This window comes from Helicobacter japonicus (assembly GCF_000762845.2).
In the GTDB taxonomy this organism is placed as follows: Bacteria; Campylobacterota; Campylobacteria; order Campylobacterales; family Helicobacteraceae; genus Helicobacter_C; species Helicobacter_C japonicus.
Genome location: NZ_JRMQ02000008.1, coordinates 1 through 18,791, shown reverse-complemented (window position 1 = coordinate 18,791; position 18,791 = coordinate 1). Strand labels below are relative to the sequence as shown.

Here is an 18,791-nt window from a genome sequence, read left to right as displayed (position 1 = left end):
TTATTCTCTTAAGGTAACAATATTTGCACTTGAACGGATTTTGTTAAAATGCTCACTAATAACACTTTGTTCTTTATGTGCGATAATCTTTTGCTGAATAAGGGGCTTTGCCTCTTCAAAATCAAGTAAATTTTCGCCTAAACGTTCCTTAATCAAAAAACTCACAAAACCATTCCCACCTGTGGCTAGAACGGGTGTAAATTCATTATTTGGCGTATTCATAAAAACCTGTGCAATTTGCGGATTTAAAGAAGAAAGCGAGATGGTTTCATTAAATTTTTGCACTCCTTGCACATTTTTTTTAGGTGAAGCGATAGCTTTTTGTAAATCATTATCATTTTGAGAAAAATAGCGCACTACACGCATTTGCGAGGGAATAAAAAATTCTTTCTTGTGCTTTGTATAATAACTCAACAATTCATCTTCACTTGAAATGCTCACATTAGAAGATAAGATTCTCTGCATAAGTTCTCTAGTTTGGAGTTGTTTTTTAATTTGTGAGCGATACTCTTGCAAAGTCATATCACGTGTTACTTGCGTAAGAAGCTGTTCTTTACTAAGATTCATATTTGCGGCAATCATTGTAATTTCTTCATCAACCTTAAAATCATCGACATTTATCTTAAACCGCTCGATTTCATCATCTTTTAATCGCTCATTAATAAGCATATCAACCGCTTCTTGTCGAGAGATATTGAGCTGTTTTTGCAAGTTTTGAATCTCATATAATGTAATGGCATATCCATTCACGCGTAAGGCTATACCGGCTACCACTTCTCCATACACACTAAACATACACGCACAGAGCAAACATAATCCATAAATGATATTTTTCATTTGTATCCTTTGCAAAAGCATATTTTATCATATGTAAAGCAATAAGCGGCAAAGAGGATTCTATCTTTATCTTACTCTATTTGAAAATTATAATATAATGTCGCTCTTGTAATCATTGCAGTAATAATGAAATAAGGTTTTTAAAGGAAGAATGAGATTAAGAACATATTTAGCAAAGGAAGCACAGAGCAAACGCGAGATATTTTTAAAAAAGAGGCTTATTGTGCCAAATGAAAATTATGAGGTGTTAGGGGAAGAGGAAACAGATTTTATGTATAAAAGAATTGGATTTGATGCGATACCACATTGGGACATTTTAAAGATTCCACATAAATTGCCCTATATTATTTATATTGCTGATTTTGATAAAGTTAATCATAGAGCCTTTCAAGAGAGTATGCCGCAAATTTTTGCGAAAGTTTTAGATAAATATGATCTTACAAGTTTAAAATCCTATGCTCAAAAAGAGGAGCAAAAAGCAGCAAATGAGATTATTGTGCTTGATTGGCAACACTCGTGCTATGCTTATTATCCCAAAAAGCCTAGTGGAGAGTATTTTCCATATTATTACGATGGGGATTATGGGTATAATCCTTATTCAATTACCTATGGAGAAAATGAAATTTACAATTTTTACTTCCCTACATTCTATCCAAATGGAGACCATTTTGCTTTTTTTAAATACGACACAAAGAGCAATCAAGTTGCCTTTGGTATGATAGGATTATTTGATTTTGAAAGCAGAGGCAAAAAGACTACAATCACCATTTTTGGCGAACATTTCATAGAGGAAATGCGATATTATGATGAAAAAATATTTGGTTTTGAAATCATAGAGATGGCAGGTCTTTTACAAAATAATAAAAAATTAGAATAAAAATATAGAAAGGACATAATGAATAAAATTGCTCTCACTACCGCAAGCAAAACAATTTTAGTTTTAGCCCTTAGTTCTTTTTGTATGGGCGTTACAGAATTTATCATTGCTGGTGTTTTGCAAGATGTTAAGGCACATTTTAATATAGATTCTAATCAAGCAGGATATTTAACAACAATGTATGCGGTGGGTGTAGTAATTGGCGCACCAATTCTTACCATACCCCTAAGTAGCTTTAATCGCAAATGGCAGTTACTTCTTAATCTCTTTGTTTTTGCAGTAGCAAATTTTGTGATTTTTGTAAGTGATAATTTTGCGCTAAGCGTTTTTGCTCGATTTATTGCAGGAACACAGCACGGGGTATTTTTTGTAATTGCTACTCTTGCAGCTATGCAGGTCTCTCCCAAAGAAAAAGTCTCTCGTAATCTTGCATTTATGGTTTCAGGACTAACCATAGCTCTTGTAAGTGGCGTGCCTTTAGGGACATTCATTGGACATTTATTTGGTTTTAAAGCAATTTTTTTACTTATCTGTCTTTGCACCCTTATTGCCTTTATAAGTGCGCTTATTTTTATGCCAAATCTTACAGGCACACAAACACATTTTAGCTCCCTTATAAAAGCCTTTTTGCATAAAGGCTTACTCAAAGCATATAGTATTACGATATGCACCTGTGGCGGAGCATTTGTGCTTTATACTTATGTAACAGATTTGCTTACGCAAAAAAGCCATTTTGGTGAAGAAGCCATTGTATATATTTTATTACTTTATGGAGTATTTGCGATTTTGGGGAATCTTTTTGGTGGCAGACTTGCAGACAACAAAGGCTCACAACGCGCTTTACAAATTGTCATTTTGCTTCAAATGATTTTTTACGCCCTTGTGAGTGTAAGTGCGTATTCACAAGCACTTGTCGTTATAAATCTTGCCCTTATGGGTTTTTTATCCTTTGCTTCAATCCCAGCACTTAAAGTCAATGCAATGAATATGGCACGCAAATATACACCAGATTCTATGGATAGTTCGGTGAGTGTGAATGAAGCCGCCTTTAATGTAGGTATCGCATTAGCAAATCAAATCGGTGGCTTAGTCGTTGTTGCACCATTTTTGGGCGTGGGGTTTAATCCCCTTTTTGCAGCACTTTTTGCACTCCCTGCTTTTATTTTAGTGATGCAAAAAAGTGAAGCTACAAAAACTTAAAATTATTTTCTACGCAAAATCATCACACATTCCCTATGCAATGTATAAGGAAATTGGTCAAAAAGCCCACATCTCACGATATTATGCGTAAGTGATAGAATCTGCAAGTCTTGCAAGAGCGTAAGAGGATTACACGAGATATAAATAATCGTAGCAAAGTCCTGCAAAAAGTGTAAAATGTTTGTATCACCCACACCGCTACGAGGGGGGTCAATCAACACACAATCAAAACGAAATGATTTCAAATCAATTTCTCTTAGGCGAAAGAATGCACGCTCCTCACGCAAAGCCTGAATGCTCTCAAGTGCATTAAGCCGCACAGGAAAAATATTATGAATCTGATTATAAGTCATATTTATCTTAAGCTGTGTTATGGCAGATTTTACCACTTCAGTCGCTAATATTTTTTGAAAATATGATGAGAGCATAAGCGTAAAATTTCCACTCCCACAATACAACTCCAAAGCATCATATTGTGGTGTAGGATAAAAATTTTTAAGAGAAGAGGCGACAAACTCAAGCATTTTGATATTAATAAAAGGATTTGGCTGACTAAAAGCTCCTTCTTGTTTGAAAAAAGTGTAATGATGTGTTCCATTTAAAAGATATAATGTTTCACAAAGAGAAGTTTTACCAAGAGGAAGAACCTGATTCTTACTGCGTCCAATAATGTGTATAGGCACACCAAGCGCGTTTTTTAGCTTCTCTTGCAATACAAGAGATTCTGCTTCCCACAAAATATCTAAATATTTATGATAAATAAGCGTGATGATAACCTCTTCATTATTCATATTTTCATTACTTTTTGTGTTGCTTTCTATTCCATTTGGCAAATTACAAAGTAAATTACACGCATAAAGCTTAGTCTTAAGCACTTCTTTTGTATTGAGTAAATCACACAAAAGCGGCATAAGAGATTGTAAAATCGGGCGCAAAATAAGGCAAGAAGTAATGGGAACCTTATGGGAAGATTCTAAAGCACTCATTGCAAAACTTAAGGTATTTTCTAAGCGAAAAAATCGTAACTCTGTCCTTGCTCTAAAGCCACTTTGTGGTGAGCTAAATACTTCAATATCAACATTTTGTGGTGCTAAAAAAGATACAAATTCTTCTAAAGTGCGCTCATATTTTTGCCGAATCTGAGATGTGTAATCTAGAGCAAAATTATTGCATCCACCACAGATACCAAAATATTGACAATTCATTATAAAATGCGCTACTTAAAGCCTTGCGCAAGATTACCAATCAAAAGATTCCAACCATCAACAAGCACAAATACGAGAATCTTAAAAGGGAGTGAAATCATTACTGGTGGCAACATCATCATACCCATTGCCATAAGCACAGAACTAATCACCATATCAATCACCAAAAAAGGCAGATACAGCAAAAAACCTATCCAAAAAGCCGTTTTAAGCTCACTAATCATAAAAGCAGGTATTAATACACTAATGGGGACATCATCAACACTTTTGGGATTTTCAAGGTTACGGATTCTAAAAAAAAGCGCAAGGTCTTTTTCACGCGTATTTTTAATCATAAAATCCTTAAAGGGCACAATTGCACGCTCAAATGCCTCATCATAAGAGATTTGTTTCTCGCTATAAGGCTTAATGCCCACCTCATAACTTTTGCTCACAACTGGCTCCATAATAAAAAAAGTAAGCACGAGCGCAAGACTAACAAGAATCTGTGTTGGTGGTGATTGCTGCGTTCCAAGTGCTGTGCGTAAAAAAGCAAAAACAATAATAATACGCGTGAAACTTGTCATCACAAGCACAAGTGATGGAGCAATCACAAGAAGTGTGATGATAAGGACGATATTTAAAGTCGCGACAAGCTCACTAGGCTCTTGTGGAGCACTAAGAGATAAATCAACTGAAGGCAATACAGGATTTCTAGGCAAAGATGGCACAGATTCAATACTTGAAGGTGCAGGAAGCACTGGAGCTAAATTTGTGTTTGGTTGAGCATATACACATATTACACACAAAGAAAAAAGCCAAAAAAACTTTCTCAAAACCACTCCAAATATTTATGTAAATAATAAAAATAAGAGGAAAGATTATAAAATTTTGTGTGTTAAAATTACATAAAACAAAAGCGATTCTCTCTTAAAAAGGAAAAATAATGAATGTTTCTGTGATAATTCTTGCCGCAGGAGCTGGAACACGAATGAAATCACAAACACCAAAGGTGCTCCATAAAATCTGTGGCAAGGCTATGCTTTTTTATAGCATTGATGAGGCATTAATGGTGAGCGATGATGTGCATATCGTGCTTTTTCATCAGGAAACACTCATCAAAGAAAATGTGCTTAAAGCTTATAAAAAAGTCTATGATGAGGGCAAGCTACACTTTCATACTCAAGATGTAGCACATTTTCCCGGCACAGGTGGTGCGCTTATGCAAGGCTCAAAGGATTCTAAAACGCCAATTTCTCACAATCCAAAACAACTTTTTGCTTGCAAATATGATGAGATTCTAATCCTTAATGGTGATATGCCTTTGGTGCGTGCCCAAACGCTCAAAAAGCTATGCGCACATACCTCACCCATTGTAATGAGTATTCTTCATCTGGCTAATCCAAACGGCTATGGACGAGTCGTATTAAAAGATAATAAAGTGCAAAAAATTATCGAACAAAAAGATGCAAATGAGGAAGAATTACTTATTCAAGATGTCAATGCTGGTGTGTATAAAATCAATAAGGATATTTTGCAAAACTATCTATTCCGCTTAGAAGATTCTAATGCACAGAAAGAATTTTATCTCACTGATGTGATTTTTTATGCTACACAAGATAATGTGCCAATTTCTGCACTCAAGGTATGCGAGGAAGAATTTATGGGTGTAAATTCTAAAGCACAACTTGCAGAAGCACAAGAAGTAATGCTTCATCGTTTAAGGACGAACGCAATGGAGCAAGGTGTGATTATGCACTTGCCACATACAATCTATATAGAATCTCAAGTGCGCTTTAGTGGAGAATGTATTATTGAGCAAGGTGTGCAAATTAGCGGAGAATGTGAAATTAAAGATTCTCATATTAAAGCGCATAGCATTATAGAATCTAGCATTATAGAATCTAGCGACATAGGACCTTTGGCACATATACGACCAAAAAGTTATATTAAAGCTACACACATTGGTAACTTTGTCGAGACCAAAGCGAGTGTATTAAATGGTGTAAAAGCTGGACATTTAAGCTATTTGGGTGATTGCGAGATAGATTCTGGAAGTAATGTCGGTGCAGGAGTAATTACTTGCAACTATGATGGCAAAGCAAAACATAAAAGCATTATTGGTAAAAATGTCTTTATAGGCAGTGATACACAACTCATCGCCCCTGTAAGTATTGCATCTCACACACTTATTGGTGCAGGAAGCACAATTACAAAAGATGTGCAAGAGGGTGATTTAGTGCTATCACGCACTCCACAAAAACACATTAAAAATGGTTATTTTAAATTTTTTAACATAAAGGAATAGAAATGAACTTTGTCCTCCTCAATGGCAAAAAATACCCACTTGATGCAAATTGCACACTTTTAAAACTTATAGAGAATCTAGGTATAACACATAAAGCAATGGCAGTGGCAATTAATATGCAAGTGATTAAAAAATCACTATGGGAAAGCTATGTGTTACAAAATGGTGATGAAATAGAAATTTTAGATTTTGTAGGAGGAGGGTGATATGCGCCTTATATGGATTCTGTGTGTTTTAAATGTTGTCGCTTTCTCTTGCACAGGCGATTGCAAAGCTTGCCATCAGAATCTAAACTACGCACAAGATATAAGACATAGTCCTATGACAATGTGTAAAAATTGCCACACTGATGAAAAAATGGCGCAAATTGATATGGGTGGGTGTGGTGCAGACTGCTTTGCGTGCCACGATATAAAGAAGATTCAATCTCCTCAACTTGCAAAAAGCCACACTATGCTTAATGCCTGTATGCAATGCCATATACAGCTCTCCTCATCACCTCTTAGCACAGGGGCAAATGTCTTTCAAAAGGGTGTTAAAAGCTTTAGTGATATGCTTCTTGCTCCCTAAATAACTCTTTTATCCTCACAAGTTTTTGAGTAAAGAAATGATGATTTAGATTCAAAATATTGCGAGAAAAAAAGAAGTATAAAAAAACTTTAATCATTATTTATCTATAATGAAACTTCAACCTTTTTTGAGAATCCCACAAAAGTGCTTTATGCCTTGAGAGAATCTTTATGAAGCACTTGTGCGAGCTTAATAGGTCAAACTACAAACAGGAGGATATATGCGAGAGGATAAGATTATTGAGAGTTACGCAGGAGTAACACCTCAAAGAAAAAAAAGTAAAAATCCAGCAAAGCTTGATTTTTGGCAAAGTGCAACAGGGCTGTTTCTTGCTTTGTTTATGATTTTACATATGTTTTTTGTCGCTTCTATTCTTATTAGTCGCGAAGCAATGTATGCTGTAGCAAAGTTTTTTGAAGGCAGCTTTTTAATTGAAGGGGGCAATCCTCTTATCGTAAGTATTGTTGCGGTGGTAATCATCATTGCACTTGTAGCACACGCATTTTTGGCAGTGAGAAAATTCCCTATTAATTATCGGCAATTTTTAGCTTTAAAAGTGCATAAGAATCTTATGAAACATAGCGATACATCGCTTTGGGCAATTCAAGCATTCACAGGTTTTGTGCTTTTCTTTACTGCAACTGTGCATCTCTTTATTATGCTTACACAACCTGAAACAATTGGACCAAATGGTTCAGCATATCGCTTTTGGAGTGAGCATTTCTGGATTTTATACATTGTGCTTCTTTTTGCTGTGGAGCTTCACGCTTCTATCGGGCTATATCGTCTCTGTATTAAGTGGGGTTGGCTTGAAGGCTTAGGATTAAAAGCACTCCGCACAATCAAGTGGCTTATGAGTGCATTTTTTATCATTTTAGGATTGGCTACCTTTGCTGCTTATATGAGTTATGGTATCAGCCAAACAAATCCTGATATCAATTACAAACACTACGATGCAATAGAATTTGGGGGTAGATAATGAAAGTAATTTATAGTGATGCCTTAATTATTGGCGGGGGACTAGCTGGACTTAGAGCTTCTATCGCAGCAAAACAAGCAGGATTAAATACCATTGTATTATCTCTTGTGCCGGTTAAAAGAAGCCATTCAGCGGCTGCTCAAGGTGGTATGCAAGCAAGTCTTGGTAACTCTGTAAAAAGTGATGGCGATAATGAAGACTTGCACTTTGCAGACACAGTAAAAGGAAGCGACTGGGGTTGCGACCAAGATGTGGCGAGAATGTTTGTTACTACTGCGCCTAAAGCTATTCGCCAATTGGCTGGATATGGTGTGCCTTGGACTAGGATTCAAAAAGGTGATAGACCCGCGGTTATTAATGGTGAAAAAGTAACAATTACAGAAGATGATTTTAGACACGGATATATCCATTCACGCGACTTTGGTGGGACAAAAAAATGGAGAACTTGCTATACTGCTGATGCAACTGGACACACAATGCTTTATGCAGTCGCAAATGAGGCTTACAAACTTGGGGTAGATATTCAGGACAGAAAAGAGGCAATTTCTCTTATCCATCAAGATGGAAGATGCTATGGGGCTGTTGTGCGTGATTTAGTAACAGGTGAGCTTAGCGCGTATGTTTCAAAAGGCACTTTACTTGCCACAGGTGGTTATGGTAGAGTATATCGCAATACTACAAATGCTGTTATTTGCGAGGGAACAGGTGCAGCAATTGCTATGGAAACAGGTGTAGCAAAACTTGGCAATATGGAAGCTGTGCAATTCCACCCTACTCCTATTGTGCCTAGCGGTATCTTACTTACAGAAGGTTGTCGTGGTGATGGTGGTGTTTTACGAGATGTTGATGGTTATCGTTTTATGCCTGATTATGAACCAGAGAAAAAAGAACTTGCAAGCCGTGACGTTGTTTCACGAAGAATGCTTGAGCATATTCGCAAAGGTAAAGGTGTAAAATCTCCTTATGGCGACCACTTATGGCTTGACATTTCAATTTTAGGACGTGCTCACGTAGAACGAAATTTACGCGATGTGCAAGATATTTGTAAAACATTTGCAGGTATTGACCCAGCTACTCCGGGAGTTTGGGCTCCTGTGCGACCAATGCAACACTACTCTATGGGTGGGGTTCGCACAAATTATAGAGGTGAGACATACCTTAAAGGGCTTTTTGCTGCAGGTGAAGTAGCGTGCTGGGATTTACACGGATTTAATCGTCTCGGTGGAAACTCTGTGAGTGAGGCTGTGGTATCTGGTATGATTATTGGTGAATACTTTACAGAATACTGCCAAGGAGCACAAATTGATGTGCAAACGGCTACGCTTGAAAAATTTGTGCAAAAACAACAAGATTATCTTGCTTCATTGCTTAATAGCACAGGCAACGAAGATGTCTATGTATTAAAAAATGCAATGAAAGATATTATGGATAATGATGTAGGGATTTTCCGTGATGGCAAAAGCTTACAAGAAGCTGTTAATAAACTTGAAGAGCTTTATAAACGCAGTAAAAATGTGCGCGTGCAAAACAAAAAAATGCACAATAACCCTGAGCTTGAAGATGCTTACCGCACACCAAAAATGCTCAAAATTGCATTATGCGTAGCAAAAGGTGCGCTTGATAGAACAGAATCTCGTGGTGCGCATACGCGTGAAGATTATCCAAAACGAGATGATGCAAATTGGCTAAAACGCACTCTCACAAGCTGGGAAGACCCAAATCAAACCTTACCGACGGTTACTTATGAAGATTTGGATATTATGAAAATGGAAATTGCCCCCGGATTCCGTGGCTATGGTGCTAAGGGTATGATTATTGAGCACCCAAATAGTGCCATTCGCCAAGCTGAGATTGATAAAATCACACAAGAGATTCAAGCTAAAGGTGGTGATAGATATGCCTTGCAAGAAGCCTTGATGCCATTCAATCTCCAACCACATTACAAAGCAAGAAACCAACGATTAGGAGATAAAAAATGAGTGCAACACAACAAAAAGGAAGAATACTTACTATCCGGGCATTAAAATTTGATCCACAAAGTGCAGTTTCAAAACCACATTTTCGTGAGTATCAAATTGAAGAAGCTCATTCAATGACAGTTTTTATTGCTTTGGGTATGATTAGAGAGCAACAAGATCCAGATTTAAGTTTTGACTTTGTATGTCGTGCTGGAATCTGTGGTAGTTGTGCGATGATGATTAATGGACGCCCAAGACTTGCGTGCAAAACTCTTACTCAAGATTTCCCTGATGGTGTTATCACACTGATGCCCCTCCCCGCATTTAAGCTCATTAAGGATTTGAGTGTGAATACAGGTGAATGGTTTGCAGGTATGACAAAACGTGTTGAAAGCTGGATTCACACACAGCATCAACCTGACATTTCTAAAATCGAAGTGCCCATTGAACCTGAAGTTGCTGACGAAGTTTTTGAACTTGATAGATGTATTGAATGTGGGTGCTGTATTGCAAGTTGTGCAACAAAAGTTATGCGTGAAGATTTTGTAGGTGCTGCAGGAATGAATCGTATTGTGAGATTTATGCTTGATCCACACGATGAACGCACTGATGAAGATTACTACGAGCTAGTTGGTAATGATGATGGTGTATTTGGCTGTATGAGCCTTATTGCGTGCCACGACACTTGCCCTAAAGAGCTTCCCTTGCAAAGTAAAATTGCTTATTTACGCCGAAAAATGGTAAGCGTAGGTATGAAAAAATAATTCCTCCTGCCCTTCTTGCAAGGGCAGATTCTGAAGATTACTATGTATTTTATCCAATCCCTTTTTTTCTCATCATCAAACTTTGCCCTACTTGCGCTTGCCTGTCTTTTTATTTTTGCTGGTTGCTCCTCTATCGTGGCTTCAACCAAAGATATTAAAGAACCATCTGCACTTCAGTCAAATCCTCCACCTATTTTTGACCCAGTGAAAACAGCTATCGGCGCACCATTTGCACAAAAAATTAAAAGCAATCCGAAACTCACAGGTGGTATGCTTGTAAGCGATGGGGTTGATGCGTTTTTACACCGAGCCTATCTTGCACGTATGGCTGAAAAAAGTATTATCTTGCAAACCTATATTTACAAAAACGATCTTGCTTCACGTATCCTTATGCACGAAATTTGGCTTGCCGCACAAAGAGGAGTAATTGTAAAAATGCTGATTGATGATAATGGATTAGATTCTGATTTTTCCGATATTATTGCTCTTGATACGCACCCAAATATTGAGGTAAAAATCTTTAACCCCTACAAAAATCGCTCTAGGATTCTACGTTATCCTGAAATGGTATTTGATTTTAACAGAATCAATCATCGTATGCACAATAAACTTTTTATTGTTGATGACATTGCTCTTATCATTGGGGGACGCAATATTGCTGATAACTATTTTGACCAACATATGAATGTTAATTTTGTCGATACTGATGTGCTTTTTATTGGTAAAGCCTCAATGGACGCCAAAGAAAATTTTTATGAATATTGGAATTTTCACCGCTCAATTCCTGTTTCACTCCTCCCAGTAAAAGCACCCATTAAAAAATTTAAAGCCTCAATGGAACAAATCAAAACAACCCCACAATGGGAGCAGTATGAAGAAAAAATACAATCACTCATTCATAAATATAAATATAAAGAACTATATTGGGGCAATGCATTTTACATAGGTGATAAACCCCAAAAAGTGCAAGACCCACAAATACAAAAACCTATTGCACAAGCACTCGTTGATATATTCAATCGCACACAAAAAAACCTCTATATCTCGGCTGCTTACCTCGTCCCGAGCAAAGAAGGTATGAAAATTTTTAATGCTCTCGTTTCTTCTGGAGTTGAAGTGCAAATTCTCACAAATTCTCTCGCTTCTACTGATTCTCTTGTAGTATATGCAGCGTGGGAACGTTATCGTAACGCTCTTATCAAAAAAGGTGCAAAAGTATATGAGTATCAATATTTTGGTAAAGGTAAGTCAAAACTTCGCGATAAAATCTCAAAATCTAAAGCTTCCCTGCATAGCAAAAGCATTGTTTTTGATGACACTATCACTTGGATTGGTAGCTTTAATCTTGACCCACGCTCAATTAATCTCAATACAGAATCTGTAGTCATATTTGATAATCCATATTTTGCACAAGCACTTAAAAAAGATTTGATTGAAGATATGCAAAGCGCGTGGCGCGTGTATGATGAGAATGGTAAAACGCGTTGGGAAGGAGAGCATAATGGAGAAATAAAAACCTTTACCTATCCTCCAGATACAGGTATTTGGACAAGATTCCTTAAAACAATATCGAAGCTTCTACCCGAAAGTCAAATTTAAATCTCTTTAGTCTTTTGCTCTTTTTGAATAATGTGCCCTTCTTGCAAATGCAACACTTCATCAGCAAGCTCTATCGTGCTCGGGCGGTGGGCTACAATGATTACAATCTTATCCTTACTCAAATGTCTTATACTCTCTTTTATAGCCTCTTCGGTCTTTGCATCAAGTGCTGAAGTTGCTTCATCGAAAATAAGCACTTCAGGATTCTTATAAATTGCACGAGCAATAGCTATTCTTTGCCTTTGTCCTCCGCTCAAATTTGTGCCAAACTCATCTAAAAGCGTATGTATGCCCTGTGGCATTGCTTCTACAAAATCCCACGCATAAGCAAGTTTCAAAGATTCAATCACTCTTTGTGTATCCATTACCCCGCCATAAGCGACATTATTTGCGATACTATCATTAAAAATAAAGATTCTTTGCGTTACCACAGCTATATTATCGCGTATGCTTTTTTGCGTATAATCCTTAATATTGCGATGATTGATACTTACTTCACCACCATTTACTTCATAAAGACGCAAAATGAGATTAACAATCGAACTTTTGCCACTACCACTTTTTCCTACAAGTGCGGTAATTTTATTTTTGCTAAAAGTCATATCCACACCTTTAAGTGCGTGAGAATCGCTATCATAATGAAAATGCACATTTGAAAAAATTATCTCATTGATAGGGGTAGATAAAGGCAAAGTGCCATCGTGAATCTGTGGCTTTTGGTTTAGAATCTCAAAGATTCTATCACTTGCTACAATGGCAGATTGCATTTGTGCATAGATATTGACCAATCGCTTAAGTGGCGTGTAAATAAAAAAAAGTGCGCCAACAAACGATGAAAATTGCCCTGCAGTCAATTTCCCAGCAGCAATATCCACGATTGCCATATAAATCACACAAGCAAGCATAATAGCCCCCAAAAGCTCCATAATCGGTGCGACAAGCTCCCCTACACGCACCGCTTTCATATTGATCTTAAAAAAATGTAGATTTTGTGCGCTAAAGTTTTTATGCTCCAACACCTCACCATTACTTGATTTAATAACTTCTATATTATTAAAAATTTCATTGAGTTTTGCAGTAATATCCGCATTTTTTTCCTGAATATTCCGAGAATATTTCTTTAATTTTTTAATAATTATATTAAGTGGTATAAGTGCCAAAGGAATTACAATAAGCCCTATAAACGCATATTTTGGACTTTGATAAATCGTAATTGCCACAAGAGCTATAATTGTAACGCTCTCCCTAATAAATTCTGTAATATAATTTGATACAGCCGAGCGAATAATGCCAATATCATTCGTGATACGCGCTATTAACTCCCCCCCACGCATTTTATTAAAAAATGCCATTTCAAGGCTAAGCATATGTGCAAGCATTCTATCTCGAATTTGACGCACAATATCCTGCCCAATGAAATTCATAAAATATGTTTGAATATATGTGCCAACAGATTTACCAAAATACACGCCTACAAGCATACATACCATAGCTAAAGCCATTGTGCCATTTTGGACAAGCTCATCAAAGCTAAAAAATGGGTTTGCACGAGGCGTTTTGCCAGATAATGTATCAAGCAATGGGTCAATAAGATAAGTAATCCCTGCGGTGCAAAGCGCGACAACAATAGAAGCACTTATGGCAATAGCAAAAGAGCCATAATGCCCTCTAATGTATGGAAAAAACTTCCTAAAAAAATCAAGAATTGTTCGCATTGACTTCAAATCCCGCATCAAGGATTGCTTCAATAATCATCTCTTGTGTTGCAGGAGTATTAAACTCAACCCTCACTTGCGCTTTCTCTAGATTCACATCAATAAGGCTCACACCTTCTATTTCACCGATAAATTTTTCAATCTTATCTACACATTTACCACAACGCATACCGCTTACTGATAATTCTATTGTCATACTCACTCCTTTAGAGAATCTTAAAAGTTTTAAGCCGTGCGGCGTTAAATACCACGCTAAGGCTTGATAAACTCATTGCCAAAGCACAAAACATTGGGTGTAAGAATATCCCAAATCCCCCAAACACTCCCATTGCCAATGGGATAAATGCAACATTATAACAAAAAGCAAAGCCAAGATTCTGTTTTATATTTAAAATAGTCGCTTTTGAGAGGGCATATGCGTTATAAATACTCATCACCTTGTGATTATAGATGATAATATCAGCACTTTGCGTGGCAATATCGTGCAAAGAAGCAAAAGCAGCTGAAGTAAAAGCAGAAGCAAGAGCTGGAGCATCATTAATGCCATCGCCTACCATAAGCACCTTATGCTTTGTGCTTTTTTCTTGTAAAATACGCATTTTTTCACTCGGCAATGTATGTGGATACACATCGCTAATATCAAGCATTTGTGCGATTTTTTGCGTATTTTGTGCATTATCTCCACTAATAAGACTAGATTCTATCCCTTTTTGTTTAAAGTATGTAAGAGCTAAAGACGCATCTGCCTTTATATGGTCTTGCAAGGAAAATTGTGCGATGATACATTCATCAGTAGCGAGAAAAAGTGTGATTTTGTCATCTTTAATTTGAGCACTCTTTTGTAGATGCTTGGGCAAAAGTGTGATATTGCCTAAAAAATAAAACACATCATTGATTTTTGCTTTAATGCCTTGTCCTATGACATTTTGGGATTCTTGCAGAGGATAAAGCGTAGCATTTTTACTTAAAGGATGTGTCTGGAAAGCTTCCGCGATGATATGATAGCTTGTAGATTCTAAAGTATAGGCAAGATTAAATACCTCCTGCTCATTTTTGGAATTATCAAAAATCTGAATCTGCTCTATACTTAAACCTTGTGTGAGTGTGCCTGTTTTATCAAAAGCAATATGTGTAATTTCACCTAGAATCTGCAAACTTTTAGCGTCTTTAAAAAATACACCCATTTTATTTGAAATACTTTGAGCGTGTAAAATTGCCATTGGTGTGGCAAGCCCTAAAGCACAAGGACAAGAGATAACAAGTGTAGCAATAAAAATGCTTAAGCCAAATTCAAAATCCCTCATACCCCACCAAAATGCCCCTGCAATCAAGGCAAGGCTTATGACGATTGGCACAAAAATACCTGCGATTCTATCTGCAAGCGAAGCGATTGGAGCTTTGCTTTCTTGTGCTTTTTGCACAAGAGAGAGAATCTGCGCTAAAGCAGATTGTTTGGCATTTTTTTGCGCACGCACATATAATACAGAATCTAAATTGATACTCCCTGAAAAAACTTCCTCGCCATTATGGGCTAGAGTAGGCACAGATTCACCATTAATCGCACTTGTATCAAGACTTGAGCTTCCCCCTAGCACAACACAATCAACCATAATCATCTCACCGGGCAATACTTTGAGCACATCGCCCTCTTTAACATCTTGAGCAAGAATATTTTCACACGACATTTGAGAGAGCTGGGATTCTGAAATCACTTGTGAATCTACGCTCATTGTAAGTCTCTGAATGCTCTTTTGATTTATTTCTAGAAGCAAAGATGCGCTATCAAGCGCATCTTTTTTAGATACATTTTCAATACTCTTTCCTACAAGAACGAGTGTTATAATCACGCACACACTATCAAAATAGGCGTGAGATTCTATGCCAAACATACCCTGCAAACTATACAAAAATGCACTTGTCGTGCCAATGGCAATGAGCGAATCCATATTAGGATTGCGCATAAAAAGTGCCTTAAACCCACGAATATAGAATCCACGTCCCATATGCGCTACAACCAAACTCAAAAAAAGCATACTAAAATAGCTCACTTCAAAAGGTAAATGGAAAAGATGAAACATCTCACCCCACGAAAGTATAAGCGTAATGAGTGTAGCACAAATGCTAATAATTATCTTTTTTTTGGGGGAGAGAAAACGTGCATCAAAAGATTCTATTAGGGCATTAACAGAGAATCTATTTGGTATGCTAGACATATTATGAGATGCATCTTGCGTATCTAATGCAGTAGCTTTTTGGGTATTATCTTCATAATGAGGCTCATATCCCATTTTTCTAATGAGTGCAAAAATATCCTCTAGGTTCGTTTGTGTTTCATCATAGCGAATACGCGCCTTTTTGGTGAGTAAATGCACCTCAATATCTTCACAAAAACTTTTACGTCTAAGAGCACGCTCAATACCACTTGAACACGCTTGACAAGTCATTTGCTCGATAAAAAATGAATCTTCTTTCATTTAAGACACTCCCTAAAGATAATCTTTATTTATCATTATAAATATTTACACATTCTAACAAATTTAAGTTAATATACATATAGGGGGTATATGTATATTAACTTAATTGCATTCAAAATACCACTTTGTATTTTAAAATCTTTCCTACACAAACCTAAAATTGCACACAAGCACTCATCATCTTATCATAGCCTTGTAAGGCTTTTGCGACAAAATCCTCATTATGACTAATAAGGAGTGTTTCAAAATTATTTTCAAACGCATTTTTACTCCAATTTGCTGAACCAAGTATAAGAGTTTTCTTATCCACAATAGCCATTTTTTGGTGCATAATGCCATAATAATTTTTATTTTTTGCACGCATACCGCTAAGAAGACATACTGAAATATTATTATATTTAGCAAGATAGCCCAAAGTCGAGGCATTATTATTCATATTACTTTCTTTATCATAAATAATATAAACCCTTACGCCTCTTTTTGCACTATCGCGCAAAATTTTGGCAATATCATTATAGGTGAAACTATAAATGCTAATCTTTATCTCACTTTGCGCATTTTTAAGAGTATTTTTAAGAGCATTGAGAGCTATGGTTTGCTCGTATGGGAGCATATAAAAGCTATCTTTTGCAAAAGCGTAAAGAGAGAATATACCCATAAAGAAGCACAAAAAAAGCAATTTTCTTAATTTTTGATACATTTTATTCCCTTGTGGTATCGATTTAGCTATAATTTTAAGTTTTTATCATAAATAAGCAATAAAACTTGCGGGAGTTCCTATGAAATTTTTGCTGATTAATACTAACCAAATTGTCCAAAAGCTCGTTGAAATCACAGCCAAAAAGGCGGGGGCACAGCTTACAAGCATTACAGAATCAAGCAAAATGGGAGATTTAACGCAATATGATTATGTAATTATTGATGATGATTGCCTTTTGCTTGATAAGAAAATTTATCTTGATAATCTCAAAGACAAACGCAAATGCCTTATTTATAACAAAGGTTCTAAGCGCATTGAGGGTTTTGATGACTACATACAAAAACCTTTTTTACCAACAAGCATTTTAGATATTTTTACAGAACAGCTCAAAAAAAATCCACAAAAAACCCTAGAAGATTCTGAATTATCCCTTGATGAAGAACACGAAAACATTAGCCTTGATAATCTCGAAAGTGGTTTAAGCAAAATAGATTCACTCCTAGAAGAGACAGATGAGATGCTTGCTTCAAATACACCAGAAAATATAGAAGCAGAATCCACACCAGCAAGTGAAGAGAACCCAGAATCCATAGAATCTCTAGACACCTTAGAAGAAAAAGAAGCAGAAGAAACAAGTAAAGCAAATATGCCTAGTGATGATTTGGAGAATTTAGGAGACTTGGAAGATTCTAAAGAATTAGGTGATGTAGAGGATTCTACAAACTTAGAAAACTTAGAAAATATGGAAGAAGCTGATATGCCTACGGATGAAGTAGATTCTCAAACTGCTGAAGCAACAGAGGATTTAGCAGGTTTAGATGATTTGGGAGAGAGTGTAGCAGAAGAAGCATCTTTAGAGAGTGGAGATGATTTAGAAGTAACACAAGAAGTAGAATCTGATGAAATGAGTGCAGATACTGCATTAGATGAAAATAAAGAATTAGCAGATGTGAGTGAGCCTTTAGAATCTGAAAACACAGAACAAATAGAACAAGATGAAATTGCTGAAGATACGGATTCTGGCTCTATCGAAAATGATTTAGAATTTCCCGCAAACACATCATCAAATGATGAATTAGATGATGGATTAAATGTAGATCTTGATTTGAGCGGTTTAGATAAATTATGCGAAGACGAAAATATAGAAGCAGACGACCAAGAAGCAGAATCCACACCAGCAAGTGAAGAGAACCCAGAATCCATAGAATCTCTAGACACCTTAGAAGAAAAAGAAGCAGAAGAAACAAGTAAAGCAAATATGCCTAGTGATGATTTGGAGAATTTAGGAGACTTGGAAGATTCTAAAGAATTAGGTGATGTAGAGGATTCTACAAACTTAGAAAACTTAGAAAATATGGAAGAAGCTGATATGCCTACGGATGAAGTAGATTCTCAAACTGCTGAAGCAACAGAGGATTTAGCAGGTTTAGATGATTTGGGAGAGAGTGTAGCAGAAGAAGCATCTTTAGAGAGTGGAGATGATTTAGAAGTAACACAAGAAGTAGAATCTGATGAAATGAGTGCAGATACTGCATTAGATGAAAATAAAGAATTAGCAGATGTGAGTGAGCCTTTAGAATCTGAAAACACAGAACAAATAGAACAAGATGAAATTGCTGAAGATAC

The 18,791-nt window shown here is 36.5% G+C and carries 17 protein-coding genes; 10 read left to right on the top strand and 7 right to left on the bottom strand.

The annotated features are described in order from the left end of the window. Positions 1–837, bottom strand: coding sequence for a peptidylprolyl isomerase (locus LS65_RS06350; protein ID WP_034360716.1), 837 nt, complete (start codon positions 835–837; stop codon positions 1–3). A 151-nt stretch (positions 838–988) separates the two neighbouring features. Here LS65_RS06350 and LS65_RS06345 point away from each other — a divergent pair, with 151 nt between their 5' ends. Next, positions 989–1,714 (top strand): DUF2716 domain-containing protein, encoded by a 726-nt coding sequence (locus LS65_RS06345; protein WP_034360719.1) that lies wholly within the window; start codon positions 989–991, stop codon positions 1,712–1,714. Between the two features lie 18 nt (positions 1,715–1,732). After that, a complete protein-coding gene (locus tag LS65_RS06340) occupies positions 1,733–2,914 on the top strand; it encodes an MFS transporter (RefSeq protein WP_034360720.1) in 1,182 nt (393 codons plus the stop codon). Positions 2,915–2,916: 2 nt separating this feature from the next. On the opposite strand, the gene LS65_RS06335 is transcribed toward LS65_RS06340, so the two are convergent. Continuing rightward, positions 2,917–4,119, bottom strand: a complete 1,203-nt coding sequence (locus tag LS65_RS06335) for a tRNA (uridine(54)-C5)-methyltransferase TrmA (protein WP_034360722.1) — start codon at positions 4,117–4,119, stop codon at positions 2,917–2,919. 11 nt (positions 4,120–4,130) lie between these two features. Next, on the bottom strand, positions 4,131–4,859 hold the full coding sequence (gene fliP / locus LS65_RS06330) for a flagellar type III secretion system pore protein FliP (protein ID WP_236096668.1): 729 nt from the start codon (positions 4,857–4,859) through the stop codon (positions 4,131–4,133). Positions 4,860–5,044: 185 nt separating this feature from the next. Here fliP and glmU point away from each other — a divergent pair, with 185 nt between their 5' ends. The 7 genes from glmU to LS65_RS06295 all read left to right on the top strand — a co-directional run bounded on the left by glmU (position 5,045) and on the right by LS65_RS06295 (position 12,276). After that, on the top strand, positions 5,045–6,406 hold the full coding sequence (gene glmU / locus LS65_RS06325; protein ID WP_034360727.1) for a bifunctional UDP-N-acetylglucosamine diphosphorylase/glucosamine-1-phosphate N-acetyltransferase GlmU: 1,362 nt from the start codon (positions 5,045–5,047) through the stop codon (positions 6,404–6,406). Between the two features lie 2 nt (positions 6,407–6,408). Further along, positions 6,409–6,612, top strand: a complete 204-nt coding sequence (gene thiS / locus LS65_RS06320) for a sulfur carrier protein ThiS (RefSeq protein ID WP_034360730.1) — start codon at positions 6,409–6,411, stop codon at positions 6,610–6,612. A 1-nt stretch (position 6,613) separates the two neighbouring features. Then, a complete protein-coding gene (locus LS65_RS06315; protein ID WP_034360732.1) occupies positions 6,614–6,976 on the top strand; it encodes a hypothetical protein in 363 nt (120 codons plus the stop codon). 220 nt (positions 6,977–7,196) lie between these two features. Beyond that, positions 7,197–7,955, top strand: coding sequence for a fumarate reductase cytochrome b subunit (locus LS65_RS06310; RefSeq protein WP_034360734.1), 759 nt, complete (start codon positions 7,197–7,199; stop codon positions 7,953–7,955). Beyond that, positions 7,955–9,934, top strand: a complete 1,980-nt coding sequence (locus LS65_RS06305; RefSeq protein ID WP_034360736.1) for a fumarate reductase flavoprotein subunit — start codon at positions 7,955–7,957, stop codon at positions 9,932–9,934. Before LS65_RS06310 ends, LS65_RS06305 begins: the two co-directional genes overlap by 1 nt. Next, positions 9,931–10,677, top strand: coding sequence for a fumarate reductase iron-sulfur subunit (locus tag LS65_RS06300; RefSeq protein ID WP_034360738.1), 747 nt, complete (start codon positions 9,931–9,933; stop codon positions 10,675–10,677). Before LS65_RS06305 ends, LS65_RS06300 begins: the two co-directional genes overlap by 4 nt. A 42-nt stretch (positions 10,678–10,719) precedes the next feature. Further along, the gene (locus tag LS65_RS06295; protein WP_034360740.1) at positions 10,720–12,276 is read left to right on the top strand and encodes a phospholipase D family protein; all 1,557 of its coding nucleotides are present in this window, start codon (positions 10,720–10,722) and stop codon (positions 12,274–12,276) included. Here LS65_RS06295 and LS65_RS06290 read toward each other — a convergent pair. The 4 genes from LS65_RS06290 to LS65_RS06275 all read right to left on the bottom strand — a co-directional run bounded on the left by LS65_RS06290 (position 12,273) and on the right by LS65_RS06275 (position 17,165). Continuing rightward, the gene (locus LS65_RS06290) at positions 12,273–13,991 is read right to left on the bottom strand and encodes an ABC transporter ATP-binding protein (RefSeq protein ID WP_034360742.1); all 1,719 of its coding nucleotides are present in this window, start codon (positions 13,989–13,991) and stop codon (positions 12,273–12,275) included. The genes LS65_RS06295 and LS65_RS06290 overlap by 4 nt on opposite strands. Continuing rightward, positions 13,975–14,187 carry a copper ion binding protein gene (locus LS65_RS06285; RefSeq protein ID WP_034360744.1) on the bottom strand — a complete coding sequence of 71 codons (213 nt, stop codon included), beginning with the start codon at positions 14,185–14,187 and terminating at the stop codon, positions 13,975–13,977. The genes LS65_RS06290 and LS65_RS06285 overlap by 17 nt, the downstream gene beginning before the upstream one ends. A gap of 10 nt (positions 14,188–14,197) precedes the next feature. Next, complete coding sequence (locus LS65_RS06280; protein WP_034360746.1) at positions 14,198–16,465, bottom strand: heavy metal translocating P-type ATPase; 2,268 nt, start codon at positions 16,463–16,465, stop codon at positions 14,198–14,200. A gap of 154 nt (positions 16,466–16,619) precedes the next feature. Further along, complete coding sequence (locus tag LS65_RS06275; protein WP_034360748.1) at positions 16,620–17,165, bottom strand: phospholipase D-like domain-containing protein; 546 nt, start codon at positions 17,163–17,165, stop codon at positions 16,620–16,622. 79 nt (positions 17,166–17,244) lie between these two features. Between LS65_RS06275 and LS65_RS06270 the strand changes: the two genes are divergently transcribed. Next, the coding region (locus LS65_RS06270; RefSeq protein WP_138129795.1) for a midas domain-containing protein at positions 17,245–18,791 on the top strand (1,547 nt) is incomplete at its 3' end.